The 15,273-nt window shown below is 53.9% G+C and carries 16 protein-coding genes; 6 read left to right on the top strand and 10 right to left on the bottom strand.

The window, feature by feature from the left end; translation table 11 throughout:
* Nucleotides 1-52: 52 nt before the first annotated feature.
* Nucleotides 53-1,552 carry an MFS transporter gene (locus tag AAE045_RS04540; RefSeq protein ID WP_455546661.1) on the top strand — a complete coding sequence of 500 codons (1,500 nt, stop codon included), beginning with the start codon at nt 53-55 and terminating at the stop codon, nt 1,550-1,552.
* 26 nt (nt 1,553-1,578) lie between these two features.
* Here the strand turns inward: AAE045_RS04540 and AAE045_RS04535 are convergent, their stop codons facing one another.
* Entirely contained in the window at nt 1,579-2,496 is a 918-nt protein-coding gene (locus AAE045_RS04535; protein ID WP_455546660.1) for a manganese catalase family protein, read from the bottom strand.
* 102 nt (nt 2,497-2,598) lie between these two features.
* Entirely contained in the window at nt 2,599-3,075 is a 477-nt protein-coding gene (locus AAE045_RS04530) for a YciE/YciF ferroxidase family protein (RefSeq protein WP_455546659.1), read from the bottom strand.
* 564 nt (nt 3,076-3,639) lie between these two features.
* On the opposite strand from AAE045_RS04530, the gene ynhH reads away from it, so the two are divergent.
* The 3 genes from ynhH (at nt 3,640) to AAE045_RS04515 (ending at nt 5,819) form a co-directional block, all read left to right on the top strand.
* Complete coding sequence (gene ynhH, locus AAE045_RS04525) at nt 3,640-3,864, top strand: protein YnhH (protein WP_455546658.1); 225 nt, start codon at nt 3,640-3,642, stop codon at nt 3,862-3,864.
* Nucleotides 3,861-5,273 (top strand): pyruvate kinase PykF, encoded by a 1,413-nt coding sequence (pykF, locus tag AAE045_RS04520; protein WP_455546657.1) that lies wholly within the window; start codon nt 3,861-3,863, stop codon nt 5,271-5,273. The genes ynhH and pykF overlap by 4 nt, the downstream gene beginning before the upstream one ends.
* A gap of 309 nt (nt 5,274-5,582) precedes the next feature.
* On the top strand, nt 5,583-5,819 hold the full coding sequence (locus AAE045_RS04515) for a major outer membrane lipoprotein (RefSeq protein ID WP_034455915.1): 237 nt from the start codon (nt 5,583-5,585) through the stop codon (nt 5,817-5,819).
* Nucleotides 5,820-5,895: 76 nt separating this feature from the next.
* On the opposite strand, the gene ldtE is transcribed toward AAE045_RS04515, so the two are convergent.
* From ldtE to sufA, 7 genes are all read right to left on the bottom strand, one after another.
* Nucleotides 5,896-6,945 (bottom strand): L,D-transpeptidase LdtE, encoded by a 1,050-nt coding sequence (ldtE, locus tag AAE045_RS04510; RefSeq protein WP_455546656.1) that lies wholly within the window; start codon nt 6,943-6,945, stop codon nt 5,896-5,898.
* A 97-nt stretch (nt 6,946-7,042) separates the two neighbouring features.
* A complete protein-coding gene (gene sufE, locus AAE045_RS04505) occupies nt 7,043-7,459 on the bottom strand; it encodes a cysteine desulfuration protein SufE (RefSeq protein WP_455546655.1) in 417 nt (138 codons plus the stop codon).
* A 13-nt stretch (nt 7,460-7,472) separates the two neighbouring features.
* A complete protein-coding gene (sufS, locus tag AAE045_RS04500; RefSeq protein WP_455546654.1) occupies nt 7,473-8,693 on the bottom strand; it encodes a cysteine desulfurase SufS in 1,221 nt (406 codons plus the stop codon).
* Entirely contained in the window at nt 8,690-9,970 is a 1,281-nt protein-coding gene (sufD, locus tag AAE045_RS04495) for a Fe-S cluster assembly protein SufD (protein ID WP_455546653.1), read from the bottom strand. The genes sufS and sufD overlap by 4 nt, the downstream gene beginning before the upstream one ends.
* Nucleotides 9,945-10,691: a Fe-S cluster assembly ATPase SufC gene (gene sufC, locus AAE045_RS04490; RefSeq protein WP_455546652.1), complete on the bottom strand. Its 747-nt coding sequence runs from the start codon at nt 10,689-10,691 to the stop codon at nt 9,945-9,947. Before sufC ends, sufD begins: the two co-directional genes overlap by 26 nt.
* Nucleotides 10,692-10,707: 16 nt before the next feature.
* Complete coding sequence (sufB, locus tag AAE045_RS04485; RefSeq protein ID WP_202304424.1) at nt 10,708-12,192, bottom strand: Fe-S cluster assembly protein SufB; 1,485 nt, start codon at nt 12,190-12,192, stop codon at nt 10,708-10,710.
* 8 nt (nt 12,193-12,200) lie between these two features.
* Nucleotides 12,201-12,569, bottom strand: coding sequence for a Fe-S cluster assembly scaffold SufA (gene sufA / locus AAE045_RS04480; RefSeq protein WP_202304436.1), 369 nt, complete (start codon nt 12,567-12,569; stop codon nt 12,201-12,203).
* 476 nt (nt 12,570-13,045) lie between these two features.
* Here sufA and AAE045_RS04475 point away from each other — a divergent pair, with 476 nt between their 5' ends.
* Nucleotides 13,046-13,543, top strand: coding sequence for a hypothetical protein (locus AAE045_RS04475; protein WP_455546651.1), 498 nt, complete (start codon nt 13,046-13,048; stop codon nt 13,541-13,543).
* Between the two features lie 134 nt (nt 13,544-13,677).
* A complete protein-coding gene (locus AAE045_RS04470) occupies nt 13,678-14,829 on the top strand; it encodes a glycosyltransferase family 9 protein (RefSeq protein WP_455546650.1) in 1,152 nt (383 codons plus the stop codon).
* Here the strand turns inward: AAE045_RS04470 and AAE045_RS04465 are convergent.
* Nucleotides 14,772-15,272: a GlcG/HbpS family heme-binding protein gene (locus AAE045_RS04465; RefSeq protein ID WP_455546649.1), complete on the bottom strand. Its 501-nt coding sequence runs from the start codon at nt 15,270-15,272 to the stop codon at nt 14,772-14,774. The two genes, AAE045_RS04470 and AAE045_RS04465, sit on opposite strands and share 58 nt — an antisense overlap.
* Nucleotide 15,273 lies beyond the last annotated feature (1 nt).

The following is a 15,273-nucleotide window of genomic DNA, read 5'->3' as shown; positions in this document are numbered from 1 at the left end:
TTGAGCGGTTGCTCAAACAGTAATATCCCCTTTCGCTTACCGAGGCTTTTTTATGTTCGTCCAAAATCGCTGGCTAATCCTGGCGATCGTTACCAGCACGCTTTTTTTGATCATCATCGACATGACCGTCCTGTATACGGCCCTGCCGCGCCTCACCCAGGCGCTGGACGCCACCGCGTCTGAAAAACTGTGGATCGTGAATGCCTATCCGCTGGTCGTTGCCGGGCTGCTGCCGGGAGCGGGTATGCTGAGCGACCGCTTCGGCCATAAGCTGATGTTTATGTCCGGCCTGCCCGTGTTCGCGCTGGCATCGCTTTGCGCCGCCTGGTCCCCGACGGCTGAGCAGCTGATCGCCTCGCGGGTCTTTCTGGCCCTTGGCGCAACCATGATGATGCCCGCCACGCTGGCGATTGTGCGCCAGGTCTTTACCGATGAGCGCGAGAGAGCGCTGGCGATCGGTATCTGGGCGGCGGTTGCCTCCGCAGCCGCGGCGCTTGGTCCCGTGGTTGGCGGCGTTTTGCTCGAGTATTTCTGGTGGGGATCTGTATTTCTGATCAACGTTCCCATCGTCCTGACGGTCATGCCTTTCGCCTGGCTACTCATTCCCCGCAGCAGGGGGAACGCAGAACGCCCGCTGGACGTTGCGGGCTCGCTACTCATCATGGCCGGGCTGGTTGGCGTAATTTACGCGCTGAAAGAGCTGAGCAAGCTCGATGCTTCCCTGCTGACCATGGCAGGCTCCGCCACCGCGGGCGCGATCTTCCTCGGGCTGTTTGTCCGGCGACAGCAGCGGTCGGCCCAGCCGATGATAGATTTTTCGCTGTTCCGCAATCGTCAGTTTACCAGCGGCGTGTGCGTGGCCGTCGTCTCGATGATCGCCCTGACCGGCGTTGAGCTGGTGCTGACCCAGCGGCTGCAGCTGGTGCTGGGCCTGACGCCGCTGATGGCGGGCCTGACGATTTTGCCAATCCCTATTGCCAGCGCCCTGGCCTCTCCGCTGGCCGGTCTGCTGCTGCCCCGAACCGGCGGCCCGGCCCTGATGCGGGGCGGATTACTGCTCACGGCGGCAGGCATGCTGAGTCTGATCCTGCTCACTGACAGCGGGTTTGCCGCGCAGCTTATCGCACTGTTTGTTATTGGCTTTGGCCTGGGCGCGACCGTCACCGCGGCCTCTACCTCCATTATGCTCAATGCGCCCGAAGGAAAGGCAGGCATGGTTGCCGCCATTGAGGATGTCGCCTGGGAGATGGGCGGCGTGCTGGGCGTAACGCTGCTCGGTGGCATCATGACCGCGGTCTACAGCGCGTCGCTGGCCCTGCCCGCCGGGCTGGTCAGCGGCAGTGCAGCCTACGACAGCCTTGATGAAGCGTTGCGCATTGCCGCAAATCTTAGCCAGCCGAACGCAGCGCAGCTGGCTGAACTTGCACGCGGGGCGTTTGAACATGCGTATTTCGTAGTGATGGTTTGCGCAGCGGCATTCATGGCAGCGGGGTTTGTGCTGGTAAAGCTGTTGTCCGGCAGGCGTTCGCGGGGGATGCTCAGGCAGCAGTAAGGCGACCCAACGGTCGCCTGTAAGGATTACTTCGCGGATTTACCTTTGGCCGTTTTTTTCGTCGCGGCCTCATTCTCTATTGGCGGCACTTTACCGAGATCGGTACCTGTTACCGGGTTCACGGCCGGATCTGAAGCCGTGCGGCTGGCGAGGTTGGCAAGATTCACTTTTTGTGCGGCAGGCAGCTTCACGCTGGCCGTCCCGTCGCCGCCGTCAACGGCGGGCGCGGGCTGAGCGACGTAGGTAAAGTTATCGTCAGAGTTCCAGCTTCCGCGCACATCGTTGCCTTCCGACATGTTGTAATAAACAGTCGAATACTTCTCAATCGGCGGCAGCTTGCCCGGTGGGAAATTATTGCTGATAGCGTAAAGCGCTTTTTCAAAGGAGATCTGGTGCGCCACTTCCCTGGTCATTAAAAAGCCCAGCGCATCTTTTACGCCCACGTCGTCAGTCAGGTTGATCAAACGCTCGTAAAGTATTTTTGCCCTGGCTTCCGCCGCGATATTCGATCTTAAATCCGCCGTAACTTCACCGATGGTATCCACGTAAGCTGCGGTCCAGGGGACGCCTGCGGAGTTGGTCAGCGCTGGCCCGCCACCGTACAGCAGCGAGGTAAGATGGCTGTCATTTCCGTTTCCGGTGATGGTGCGGTACAGCTCCCCTTCTTTTTCGGTGCCTTCTGCAAGATCGCCTTTGGCGCCTTTATTGAGCATGCCGACCAGAGAGCCGATGATCTCAAGATGGCTCAGCTCTTCCGTAGCGATATCCATCAGCATATCCTTGCGCCCCGGATCCTCATCGCCGAGGCCCTGGGTGAAGTAACGGCACGCCGCGGCAAGTTCCCCCTGCGGGCCACCAAACTGTTCGAGCAGGAGATTGGCAAGGCCGGGATTGGGGCCCGCCACGCGGACGGTATACTGCAACTGTTTTACATGTCTGAACATTGCTCACTCCGGTTAAGAATGAAGAACCGGGTGCCTGCTCTCAGGCTGGTCACCCGCCACAAAAGGTGAATCACTCACTCTCTTAGCTGATTACTAAAATTCTCAGGATGATTTTTCGGCAATCACAGTCAATTTTTCGTCCGTGGCCTTTTCTTCTTTCAGCGTTTCAGCCAGCAGTTTAGCGGCCGTTTTGTAGCCTAATTTCACCGCCAGCGCATGCAGCGTACCGTAGGTCGCAATTTCATAATGCTCGACCTTCTGGGCCGCACCGATGAGGCCCGCATCGCGAACCGGCCCGGCCTCCACAGAATCAATAATTTCCTGTGCTTCTTCGACGAGGCCTTCCAGAGCATGGCATTTCATGCGCTTAATACGCACTCCTTCGGTACTTTCAACAAGTTCATCCAGACGTTCAATCTGCCCACGCGTCTCTTCCAGATGCTGATTAAAGGCGGCAACGAGTTTCTCATCCGTCGCGGCACGGGCCATCTTCGGCAGGGCGCGGGTAATTTGTTTTTCGGCACTGTAAACGTCTGAAAGATCGTGAATGAAGAGGTCCTCAAGGGTTTTAATGGTCATACGACATTCTCCTGTTCTGGCACACGTTAATACACAACACTCGTCTCGCTTATAGCGATATAAATCCTGGCACATTTTTTTGAAAGTGTATTTCCGGCCATACCAAAAACCCTAAATAATATCCATAGCGTATAACAACCACCGCAATCAAAAGGTAGCAACCACCTGTAATTACTACCTTTTACCAAGTGCGCATTGGGATAACTCTTAAAGAGAACATGCAGCTGGAAAACCAGTACTTTGCAATTTTAAAATAGATACGCTACGCGCCTGGTCAGTAGGAAATAAAAATTCGCGCATGCGGGAATATAAAAATCAAAATTGCAGCGTCTATATTATTGAAAAGTTTTGAAAGAGTTAAAAATCACCCTGGCGGGCGTTAATAGGTGTTTTGGGTGACACCCTTCCTCAAGCCAGGCTGGTATGCGTCGTTCGCGTCTAACCTCTTAATACTCCCATAACGCGCCAGTAACAGTCGGCGAAAGATCGTACAAGCCGCCTCCTGAAACAGCGTTTTTAATTCCTTTCCTGCCCGCTTACCCCTATAATACGCGCGTTCCTAACTTGAATGGTTTCAGCGCATTGGACTGCCTTTATAATAAACAAAATTGCACTTTTCCCCGGCAGGCTGAACCGCAAGCACACTTTCCTCTGCACGCTTTATTTCTGTCACCTATCCTTACCAGGTGTCGCTACAACTTTATCAGCTTCAATTTCCGCTCCGGCGGCAGCGTCCACCGGAACCAGGTTTTAACAATCCTTCTCAACTTACAGATAAGACTGTCATGAAAAAGACTAAAATTGTATGCACCATCGGTCCAAAAACCGAATCCGAAGAGATGCTGACCAAAATGCTCGACGCGGGCATGAACGTTATGCGTCTTAACTTCTCTCACGGTGACTATGAAGAGCACGGCCAGCGCATCAAAAACCTGCGCAACGTGGTTGCTAAAACCGGTAAGAAAGCAGCTATCCTGCTGGACACCAAAGGTCCTGAAATCCGCACCATTAAGCTGGAAGGCGGTAATGACGTCTCCCTGAAAGCGGGCCAGACCTTCACCTTCACCACCGACAAAACCGTTGTCGGCAACAGCGATATCGTTGCTGTTACCTATGAAGGCTTCACCAACGACCTGAGCGTGGGTAATACCGTGCTGGTTGACGATGGCCTGATCGGGATGGAAGTTACCGCTATCGAAGGCAAAAACGTTGTTTGTAAAGTGCTGAACAACGGCGATTTGGGCGAAAACAAAGGCGTTAACCTGCCGGGCGTTTCCATCGCGCTGCCTGCGCTGGCTGAGAAAGACAAGCAGGACCTGATCTTCGGCTGCGAGCAGGGCGTCGACTTCGTTGCGGCATCCTTTATCCGTAAGCGTTCTGACGTGGTTGAAATCCGTGAGCATTTAAAAGCCCACGGCGGCGAGAAGATCCAGATCATCTCCAAAATTGAAAACCAGGAAGGCCTGAACAACTTCGACGAAATCCTCGAAGCTTCTGACGGCATCATGGTTGCTCGTGGCGACCTGGGCGTTGAAATCCCGGTTGAAGAAGTTATCTTCGCGCAGAAGATGATGATCGAGAAATGCGTACGCGCTCGCAAAGTGGTTATCACCGCGACGCAGATGCTGGACTCCATGATCAAAAACCCACGCCCTACCCGTGCGGAAGCTGGTGACGTTGCTAACGCCATCATCGACGGCACCGATGCGGTTATGCTGTCCGGCGAATCCGCAAAAGGTAAATACCCGCTGGAAGCTGTGACCATCATGGCAACCATCTGCGAGCGTACCGACCGCGTGATGACCAGCCGTCTGGATAACAACCAGGACAGCCGTAAACTGCGCATCACCGAAGCCGTATGCCGCGGTGCGGTAGAAACCGCTGAGAAACTGGAAGCGCCTCTGATTGTTGTGGCTACCCAGGGCGGTAAATCTGCTAAGGCCGTGCGTAAATACTTCCCGAACGCAACTATCCTTGCCCTGACCACCAACGAAGTTACCGCTCGTCAGCTCGTACTGAGCAAAGGCGTGGTGCCTCAGTTGGTGAAAGAGATCGCCTCTACCGATGATTTCTATCGTCTGGGCAAAGAAGTGGCGCTGGAAAGCGGTCTGGCTCGTAAAGGCGACATCGTAGTGATGGTTTCCGGCGCGCTGGTTCCGAGCGGCACCACCAACACGGCATCCGTTCACGTTCTGTAATTAACAACGTTGCGAACGAATATTTTGTTAAAAAGCGCCTGCGGGCGCTTTTTTTATTGCGGCTTTAGCTAAAAATAATAAAAAAGCAAATCGGCCTGAGCTATTTAAGCGCGATTTTATTAAGACGAATCCGATGAAAGTCCCCTGTTTTCGCTGTTTTTTTTAATTTTTCTTCCCGGTTCGATGCTTCTTTGAGCGAACGATCAAATTTAAGTGCTTTCTCATCAAAAATTTATTCTCAACTCAAAAAAGTTTGTGTAATACTTGTAGCGCTACATGGAGATTAACTCAATCTAGAGGGTATTAATAATGAATCGTACTAAACTGGTACTGGGCGCGGTAATCCTGGCTTCTACTATGCTGGCAGGTTGTTCTTCTAACGCTAAAATCGATCAACTGTCTTCTGACGTTCAGACTCTGAACGCTAAAGTTGATCAGCTGAGCAACGACGTGAACGCAATGCGTTCTGACGTTCAGGCTGCTAAAGACGACGCAGCTCGCGCTAACCAGCGTCTGGACAACCAGGCTCACTCTTACCGTAAGTAAGAGTTCCTGTAATGAAAATGGCGCACATTGTGCGCCATTTTTTTTGCCTCAATCATATCTCTCCTGAATACCTCCCCTAACGCATCACCACGCTGCTTTGACCGCTGACAAGGGTGTTTGTCGCCTGTGTCGTTGGCGCAGCACCAGGGGCCGCTCTGACGCTCTGTATAGGGGTAATGTTCACCGGCTGTGACGGAACACCCTGCTGCGCGTTAACCAGCACCGGATAGCCAGCCCTTCTTGCCATCGCGCTGTCCACCTGCGCTCTGTCGCTCAGTGGGCTGTCGATAAACGTCCCGAAAGACGCGGATATCGCGATGGGAACGGTCTGCGGATTCTCCCAGTCGTTGCGTGACAGCGGCTGATGGACCTCCACGTAACGCCTGCCGTCCGGCTCGGTAGTATATTTCACCGGTTCATTAACGATCTCCACCCGCGTTCCCCACGCCACCTGGTTGAACAGCGCCTTAATATCCGGCGCCCTCATGCGCATGCAGCCTGAGCTGACGCGCAGTCCGATACTGTTGCGGGCATTGGTGCCATGAATGAGATATTCGCCGCCGCCTTTCTCCAGCCGCAGGGCATAACGGCCCAGCGGATTGTTCGGACCGGCCGGAACGACCGCAGGCAGCGTAATTCCCTGCGCCTTCGAGCGCGCCCGAATGTTCGCCGTTGGGGTCCAGGTCGGGTTAGGGATTTTCTGGCTGATTCGTGTCACCATCACCGGCGTCTCGCGCCCAAGCTGCCCGATACCCAGTGGATAAACCTCAACGCGGTTTTGCCCCGGCGGATAATAATAGAGTCGCAGCTCGGCAAGATTAATGACGATGCCCTCGCGCGGGGTATCCGGCAGAATCATTTGCGATGGAATAACTAATTCGCTGCCCGCCTTCGGCAAAAAAGGATCGACCGTGTTGTTGGCCTCAAGTAATAACAGCACGCCGGTGTTGTATTTTGCCGCTACGGCTTCCAGATTTTTTCCGTCGCCGGGGACAAGATATGTCTGATTTTCGCCAATTATCCGGCTGCCCGGAGGCGGTAATAAATAATCAACGGCCCACGCCGACTGGCCTGCGGCCAGAGCGCTAAGAAAAACGAGAGTTATTTTAGAGAACGCGCATTTCATATTGTATTCCTGTATTCACCGGCGAGCGCCGGAATGCTGAAGACCTGCGAGGCAATAAATTACCTCGCGTTAACAGGATGAAAGCTGTTCTGTTAGTTTAGCTAAGATTGGCGGCTTTGGTGCGGATAGAGCGGATCATCGCCTCAAGCCCCTGGGAGCGGGACGGCGTAAGATGCTGGGCAAGCGCGAGTTTCTCAAACCAGGGGCGCACGTCAAAAGCGACAATATCCTGCGCCGTCATCTGGTGATAAAGAATAAAGACGACGGCTATCAGCCCTTTGACGATCGCCGCATCGCTGTCCCCCGCAAGCGTTATCACGCCGTCCGGCTGCTGCTCCATCACAATCCACACCTGGCTCTGGCAGCCCTGGATGATATTGGCAGGCGTATGCTGTTCCGGCGCAAGCTCCGGCAGGCGCCCGCCCAGCTCGATGATATACAGGTACTTCTCTTCCCAGTTCGCACAGCGGCTGAAGTTCTTCAGCAGTTTCTCTTTGTCTGGCAGCGTGGCCATAGCGTTCTCCCTTTCAGCCCAGCAGACGGTGGATGCGTTGCAGCCCGGCCACCAGCCTGTCCACTTCTTCTTCGGTGTTATACATCGCAAAGGATGCGCGGCACATCGCCGGTACCTGATAATACGCCATCAGCGGCATTGCGCAGTGGTGCCCGGTTCTTACGGCGATGCCGTAGTTATCCAGGAAGCTGCCCACGTCGTACGCATGATGTTTGCCAAGGTTAAAGGCGATGACGCCAAGCCGACTGTCCGGCCCGTATACTGTCAGGTCCGGCACGGTTTTTAACGCCTGCTGAGCATAGCGCATCAGCGTTTGCTCGTACTCGCCAATCTCCTGCAGCCCCAGGCTCTCTACGTAACGCAGCGCGGCGCCCAGCCCGATAATCCCTGCGGTATTTGGCGTACCGGCCTCAAAACGCCAGGGCGCGGCGGCATAGGTAGTGCCTTCGGTGAGGCTGACTGTGGCGATCATCGAGCCGCCTCCTTCCCACGGCTGCATGTCCTGCAAAATTTCTTCGCGGGCATAGAGGATACCGATACCGGTTGGCCCGTAAATTTTATGGCCCGAGAAGAGATAGAAATCGCAGCCTAAAGCCTGTACGTCCACCGCGTGGTGCATGATGGCCTGCGCGCCGTCCACCAGCACCTTAACGCCCGCCTGATGGGCAGTGGCGATCATCTCACGTACCGGGTTTTCAGTACCCAACACGTTCGAAACGTGGGTTATCGCCAGCAGCCTGGTCCGCTCGTCAATCAGCGTCGGGAATACTTCCAGCGCCAGGGTGCCGTCAGCATTCAGCGGGATCACCCGCAGCGTGGCCCCCGCCTGTTCACAAAGCATCTGCCACGGCACGATATTCGCGTGGTGCTCCATGGCGGAGATAATAATGTTATCCCCGGCCCGGACGTTCGCCCGCCCCCAGCTGTTCGCCACCAGGTTAATGCCCTCGGTGGTGCCGCGCACGAAGACGATCTCCTCCGGCACTTTTGCATTAACGAAGCTGGCAACCTGATTGCGGACGCTTTCCATCAGCTGCGTAGCTTCCGCGCTCAGCGTGTGTATACCGCGGTGCACCGCAGCATAGCCGTGGCTGTAGAAATCCAGCTCGGCGTCAATTACCACCTGCGGCTTCTGGGCGCTGGCGGCGCTGTCGAGATAGACCAGCGGCTGGCCGTTGACCTCCCGGCTTAAAATCGGGAAATCGGCACACACCTGGTCGATTGAAAAACTCATGCTTCGCCCCCTGCAAAGCGCTGGCCGATCCTCGCCAGCACCTGCTGTTTTAACGCCTCGTCGTGGATGCTTTCCGTCAGCTCAGCGGCAAAGGCGTAGATAATCATCTGCTGTGCGGCCCGCTCATTGATGCCGCGCGAGCGCAGGTAGAACATCTGTTCATCGTCGATGCGGCCAATGGTTGCGCCGTGGCTGCACTTAACGTCATCGGCATAAATTTCAAGCTGCGGCTTGGTATCAACCTCTGCCAGACGCCCTAACAGCAGGTTGTTGTTGGTCATCTGCCCGTCGGTTTTGATCGCATGCTGCGCCACTTTAATCATGCCGTTAAACACCGCGCGCCCTTTGTCACGCACGATGGTTTTATGCAGCTGGCGGCTGTTGCAGTAGCCTTTGTTGTGCTCAAGCCAGGTGCGCGTATCGCACACTTCGTTGTTCACCGGCAGCGCCAGGCTGTTCATGCGCAGCGTGGTATTTTCGCCGTTGAGCTGGGTGCTGGTGTTGTGACGCAATACTGCGGCCCCTAGCAGGAAGCTGTTGCTTTCCACCGTCGCGTCCTGCGCAACAACCAGGTCGTTGTGGGCAAAGTGGTAGCCCCGCGCATTTTCAAACGCCAGCTTGTAATGCCGGAGCTGGGCGTTGGCCGCTACATCGGCAGTCAGGCGCGAGCCGGTAAAATGCGGCTGTTCATCAAAGCTGACGTAATGTTCGATGACGGTCGCACGCGCGCCTTCCCCCAGCGTCAGATGATGCCGGTAATGCGCGGTGTTCATCTCACCCTGCCCGCTGCCCCGGCTGATATGCATCAGCAGCAATGCTTTGGCAGGATTGTGATTGCGCGCCACCTGAATGTGAGTGACCTTTTCGGCCAGGCTTTCCGTCAGATGCAGGAAAACTTCTCCCTGTACCGCCGCAGGCAATGACTGACGTGGGGCATCGAAATTAACCTCGTAACCGCTATTGGTCAGATCGTCGCTAAGCTCTGCGCTGTAGCGCCCGTCAACAAAGACCAGCCGCCACGCATCTCCCGGCAAAGCGAGCGCATCGCGCTCCGGCTCCGTTACCGGCTGCGGGGCTGGCAGAACAAACTGATTATTCAGCAGGCCTTCCAGCGGCGTATATTTCCAGTTCTCGTGCTTGCGGGTTGGCAGGCCCAGACGCAGCATCTGCTGCATGTGTTCCTGGGCCTCTTTGCTGCGCCCGTCGCCGCCAGCCTCGAACAGATGGTGCCACTGCTGAAGAGCGTTGCCGCTACTGCTGTTCGGTAAGCCAGCCATAACCCTGCTCCTCAAGTTGTTTCACCAGACTGAAATCACCCGATTTCACAATGCGCCCCTGATAAAGCACGTGGACAAAGTCAGGCTTGATGTAGTCCAGGATGCGCTGGTAGTGGGTGACGATGACGAAGGCACGGTTACCGTCGCGCAGGGAGTTCACCCCTTCCGCCACGATTTTCAGGGCGTCGATGTCCAGACCGGAATCCGACTCATCCAGAATGCACAGCTCAGGCTCAAGCACCGCCATCTGCAGGATATCGTTCCGCTTCTTCTCACCGCCGGAGAAGCCGACGTTAACCGAGCGGGTCAGTAAATCTTCCGGCATTTTCAGCAGTTTGATTTTTTCTTCCATCAGGTCCTGGAAGTCAAAACGGTCGAGCTGCTCCTTCCCACGGTACTCACGCACCGCGTTCAGCGCGGTTTGCAGGAAGAACTGGTTGCTGACGCCGGGAATTTCCACCGGATACTGGAAGGCCATGAAGATGCCTTCGCCAGCGCGCTCTTCCGGCGAAAGCTCCAGCAAATCTTTTCCTTTAAACTGCACCTCGCCACCGGTGACCTCATAGTCGTCACGCCCGGCGAGGGTCGCGGAAAGCGTACTCTTCCCGGAGCCGTTCGGCCCCATAATGGCGTGCACTTCGCCCGGTTTAATCTCAAGGCTCAGGCCACGCAGGATCTCTTTGTCCTCAACGCTTACCTGTAAATCTTTAATGCTCAACATAATGTTCCCTTAATCTTTAACCGACGCTGTGTTCGAGGCTAATCGCTAATAGTTTTTGTGCTTCCACCGCGAATTCGAGCGGCAGCTCAGAGAAGACGTCCTTACAGAAGCCGTTGACGATCATCGAAATCGCATCGTCCTGGGCGATACCGCGCTGTAAACAGTAGAACAGCTGATCTTCACCGATACGCGACGTAGTGGCCTCGTGCTCCAGCTGCGCCGTGTTGTTGCGGCACTCCACGTACGGGAAGGTATGCGCCCCGCTGTCCGGGCCGATAAGCATTGAGTCGCACTGGGTGAAGTTGCGGGCGTTGGTCGCCGTCGGCATGATTTTCACCAGCCCGCGGTAGCTGTTCTGGCTGTGGCCTGCGGAGATCCCCTTCGAGATAATCGTCGATTTGGTATTTTTGCCGATGTGGATCATCTTGGTGCCGGTGTCCGCCTGCTGATGCCCGGCGGTCAGGGCTACGGAGAAGAACTCGCCGATGGAGTTATCGCCGCGCAGGATCACGCTCGGGTACTTCCAGGTAATGGCCGAGCCGGTTTCCGACTGCGTCCAGGACATTTTGCTGTTCTCGCCCTCGCACAGCGCGCGCTTGGTCACGAAGTTCAGAATGCCGCCGGTATTGCCGTCACCGGGGAACCAGTTCTGCACCGTGGAGTATTTTACCTCCGCATCGCGATGAATGATGACTTCCACCACCGCCGCGTGAAGCTGGTAGCTGTCGCGAACCGGCGCTGAACAACCTTCGATATAGCTGACGTAGCTGCCTTCGTCGGCAATCAGAATGGTGCGTTCGAACTGGCCGGTTTTTTCCGCGTTGATGCGGAAGTAGGTAGACAGCTCCATCGGACAGCGCACGCCCTTCGGCACATAGATAAAGGTGCCGTCGGAAGCAACCGCTGCGTTGAGCGCGGCGAAGAAGTTATCGTTGCTCGGCACGACCGTGCCCAGATATTTCTTCACCAGGTCCGGGAACTCGTGAATGGCCTCGCCAAAGGAGCAGAAGATGATCCCCTGCTCGGACAGTTTTTCACGATAGGTCGTTGCTACGGAGACGGAGTCGAAAATAGCATCCACCGCGACCTCTGAACCTTCGCGCACCGGCACGCCCAGCTGCTTAAAGGCGTCTTCCACTTCCCCTGTCAGGTAAGCATTGCTGCCCGGCTGCTGAACGGCGCCAGGCTGGGATTCACAGTTATCATCGCAGCTGCCGCAGGAGGGAGCCGAGTAATAGCTGTAATCCTGATAGTTAAGCTTTTCGTAGTTCGCTTTCAGCCAGTGCGGCTCTTCCATCTGCACCCAGGCACGGTAGGCATTCAGGCGAAATTCCAGCATCCACTCCGGCTCGTTGCGTCGGGCAGAGATGGCCCGCACCACCTCCTCATTGATGCCGTGCGCCATTTCGTCGGTCTTCAGCTGGGTGAAAAAGCCCTCTTTATAATGATGGCTACCCGCCCAGGTTTGTACTTCGTCAGACGTTTCAGTATTACGTGACATAATCCCGCCTACACCCCAAAGCTTTCGCCGCAGCCACATTCGTGCTGCGCTTTAGGGTTGTTGAATTTGAAAATCTCGTTTAATCCTTCGCGCACGTAGTCAACCTCGGTGCCGTCGATAAACGGCATGGCCGACAGCGGAACCCACAGCTTTGCCCCCTCCATTTCAAAGAGGAGGTCGTCCTTGTGGGGTTCTGTAACGGTATCCAGCACGTAGCCGAATCCGGCGCAGCCGGTCTGTTTAATGCTCAGCCGCACGCCGAGCAGGTCCGGCTGCTGGCCTGCCAGCTTACGAATATGCGCGCCCGCCTCGGGCGTCAGCGTCAGCCCCTGCCAGGCGAATTCATTGGGATCGAAGCTACCGGTTTGCACATCCATAGTTCACCTCACTGTTAAAAGCGCCCAAAGGCCGATGCCCCTATGTTAATGATAACTATTATCAATACAACATCCTGATAACAGGGGTATTCACGAAATGCTGCTTTTTTGGACGCCTTTACTAAGGATAGACCCTGTGCAAACTCTTGCAGATGGCGAAAAGAGCTGTTTAAGCCGCTGAAAGAATGGGGTTTTGGCCGGCAGTACGCGGCCTGAGCGGTAGAAAGCAAAAGATGTATAGAGAATATCTATTTAAGCAATAGCAGCTGCCGATACTGGCGATGCGCACGCATCCGGCAGGGAAGAGTCTTTTAAATTATGTTCTTTTAATCCTGCATACAAGGATGTATTTATATTTTCATAGATATTTACACTTCATCTGGGTTTGCTCTATTTATATAACCTCTTTTTGTCTCATCCTTCTTTATACTTTACGAATAGGATTGATCCCATATTAACGAGCTTGTCACTATCAAATGAACAATTCGCAAATTAACATCACAGAAGAGCCCGACTGTGCGCACGGGCATAATAAAGAAAGCATTACTGATAAAAAGTCATTCAGGCTTGCGCATGGAATACTGACGGCACTTTTACTCATCATTTTATTAGCCGATTGTATTTACAGCGTGCTTGCTCATCAGCCTCCTGATGACATACTCACTCAAAACAAGCAACTTACTGATAACACCTGGCTCTATGTCACAAAATATTATGACTATGGGCATAAGGTTCCTCTCATGTACCGCTACTATCTGGCAGGACAGCTTAACGGAGATTTCATCACCCAGCTAAGCGAGATGAAACCGTTTCTTGTTGCCGATGTTGATAACGCACAAATAACCGGCAGCGGAAACGCCTTTGATGTTTCTCTCAAGGGGCATATTTTTTCATTCACCAATACTGAAAAATACCGTAAAGGTGATAAACCGACTGTCGCACTTATCAGCCTGAATGCCTCACCGACACACTGAAATAATGGAAATTGTGAGTATGCATTTTCAATATATAGCAGGTTTCATTCTTATCTGGCTGCTGGCCGGCTTCATCAAACTGCGTGTTTGCAGGCAGCACAAGGAGGACAGCCATGAGAATGAGGAATGTCCCTATGAATAGCCTTCTTCTGAAATTAAGAAAAATCAACAGAGCGAGAAATTTTAAAACAAAGAAAGTAAAATTATGGTTAAGAATGATAGCGAAAGACTGCTATTTGAGAAAAAGAACCGTATTAGACAAAGCAAGCATTAAAAAAATTCTTATCATCATGCCGGGAAAAGGTATTGGGGACGCGCTGGTCATGACTGGGTTAGTCAACGCGCTGGCTGAAAATGGCTTCAAAGTTTCGGTCCTCGCTGAGAGCAGGATAACGCATATTTTCGAGGGACTGGAATGTGTAAATCATATTCATACCTTACAGCGCTCTAATCAGGATAGTTATACCTTCAGGAAAATAGCGCAGGAAAAGTACGATTTGTTAATCGATATCGATGAAATTGACGGGCTTAGCCCACTGCGCTTAAACATGATTAAAAAATGCAGGCCAGCGCATACCCTCGGTATAAACCAGTTTTCCAGGTTGTACGACACCTCAATCAGCTACCGCTGTACAGACAAGCATATCACCGCTCGTCACACCGCCGTTGCCGCGCAATTAAATGTCAACCTTCCTGCTTATGAATACCTGATAAATATCCCAGAAGCGGTCATGTCAGAGACAAAAGGATTCATCGATAGGCATAAAGGAGTACCTGTTATTATTCTCAACCCTTACGGCACGGAAGAAATAAGAGGAATGAGCCTCGAACAAATTAATCAGTTTTGTACTTTATGCATGGAGCACTTTGGCACAAAACCCTTCATTACCGCAGTCGCGGACCGTCTTTACCATATACCAGACTGGGGTAATCATATTAAATTTAGCCTTGCAACCTTCCAGCATGTAGCAGCAGCAATAAAGCTGTCCGATATCGTTGTCTCAACCGACACCTCCGTTGTGCATTTATCCCGTGCCCTGGATAAAAAGCTGGTCTGCTTATACAACAATAAAATCCTTCCCACCGGGGATAATAATAACGTGCTGTGGGGGCCGAATTACCCTAAAGCAACACAAATCACCTCCCCGGGCAGGAGGGTCGATCAAATTAAACCTGAGCTCATATTCAGACACGCTTTAGCCGGGCTAAAGGGCGAGCTGCCAGAAAATCAGGAAGCATTCAGCAGCGATTTGGTCGCTTCCAGCGCATCAACCGCGCACTGCTGATCGAGGTTACCGCCTGGCGCTCCGCCAATACCAATGGCACCGATGGTCTGGCTATCGACCTTCACCGGCACGCCGCCGCCAAGCAGCAGGAAGCCCGGAATGTCACGCAGGTTTTGTGCGCCCGCATTTTCCTGCGAATTCTTCATGACGTCACCCGTTACGGATTTAGTGCTGAGCGCGGTAAAGGCTTTCATGCGGCTCGCTTCCAGGGTGTGTGGGCCTGCATTGTCCATGCGCTTAACCACTTTCACCACCCCACCGCGATCCACCACGGTAACCGCTACGTTATAGTTTTTCGCGCTACAGGCCTCAACCGCCTTCTGCGCAAGCTGCTCGGCGTATGCAAGTGAGATATTCTTTTCGGTCAACACGCCTGCGGCGAACGCGGGAACAAAAGCTGTACTGCCAAACAGGGCAGCGGCTAACAGAAGTGATTTTTTCATG

It is taken from the genome of Dryocola clanedunensis (genome assembly GCF_038405435.1).
Classification (GTDB): domain Bacteria; phylum Pseudomonadota; class Gammaproteobacteria; order Enterobacterales; family Enterobacteriaceae; genus Dryocola; species Dryocola clanedunensis_A.
The sequence above is the reverse complement of the archived record's forward strand: the minus strand, read 5'-3'. Positions and strand labels throughout refer to the sequence as shown.

What these genes read in the sequence shown, in the direction of transcription:
- AAE045_RS04465 (WP_455546649.1), bottom strand. Translation starts at nt 15,272, where the DNA reads ATGAAAAAATCACTTCTGTTAGCCGCTGCCCTGTTTGGCAGTACAGCT.
- sufA (WP_202304436.1), bottom strand. Translation starts at nt 12,569, where the DNA reads ATGGATGTGCAAACCGGTAGCTTCGATCCCAATGAATTCGCCTGGCAG.
- AAE045_RS04470 (WP_455546650.1), top strand. Translation starts at nt 13,678, where the DNA reads ATGAATAGCCTTCTTCTGAAATTAAGAAAAATCAACAGAGCGAGAAAT.
- sufS (WP_455546654.1), bottom strand. Translation starts at nt 8,693, where the DNA reads ATGAGTTTTTCAATCGACCAGGTGTGTGCCGATTTCCCGATTTTAAGC.
- AAE045_RS04530 (WP_455546659.1), bottom strand. Translation starts at nt 3,075, where the DNA reads ATGACCATTAAAACCCTTGAGGACCTCTTCATTCACGATCTTTCAGAC.
- AAE045_RS04515 (WP_034455915.1), top strand. Translation starts at nt 5,583, where the DNA reads ATGAATCGTACTAAACTGGTACTGGGCGCGGTAATCCTGGCTTCTACT.
- AAE045_RS04540 (WP_455546661.1), top strand. Translation starts at nt 53, where the DNA reads ATGTTCGTCCAAAATCGCTGGCTAATCCTGGCGATCGTTACCAGCACG.
- pykF (WP_455546657.1), top strand. Translation starts at nt 3,861, where the DNA reads ATGAAAAAGACTAAAATTGTATGCACCATCGGTCCAAAAACCGAATCC.
- AAE045_RS04535 (WP_455546660.1), bottom strand. Translation starts at nt 2,496, where the DNA reads ATGTTCAGACATGTAAAACAGTTGCAGTATACCGTCCGCGTGGCGGGC.
- sufD (WP_455546653.1), bottom strand. Translation starts at nt 9,970, where the DNA reads ATGGCTGGCTTACCGAACAGCAGTAGCGGCAACGCTCTTCAGCAGTGG.
- sufE (WP_455546655.1), bottom strand. Translation starts at nt 7,459, where the DNA reads ATGGCCACGCTGCCAGACAAAGAGAAACTGCTGAAGAACTTCAGCCGC.
- sufC (WP_455546652.1), bottom strand. Translation starts at nt 10,691, where the DNA reads ATGTTGAGCATTAAAGATTTACAGGTAAGCGTTGAGGACAAAGAGATC.
- ldtE (WP_455546656.1), bottom strand. Translation starts at nt 6,945, where the DNA reads ATGAAATGCGCGTTCTCTAAAATAACTCTCGTTTTTCTTAGCGCTCTG.
- sufB (WP_202304424.1), bottom strand. Translation starts at nt 12,192, where the DNA reads ATGTCACGTAATACTGAAACGTCTGACGAAGTACAAACCTGGGCGGGT.
- AAE045_RS04475 (WP_455546651.1), top strand. Translation starts at nt 13,046, where the DNA reads ATGAACAATTCGCAAATTAACATCACAGAAGAGCCCGACTGTGCGCAC.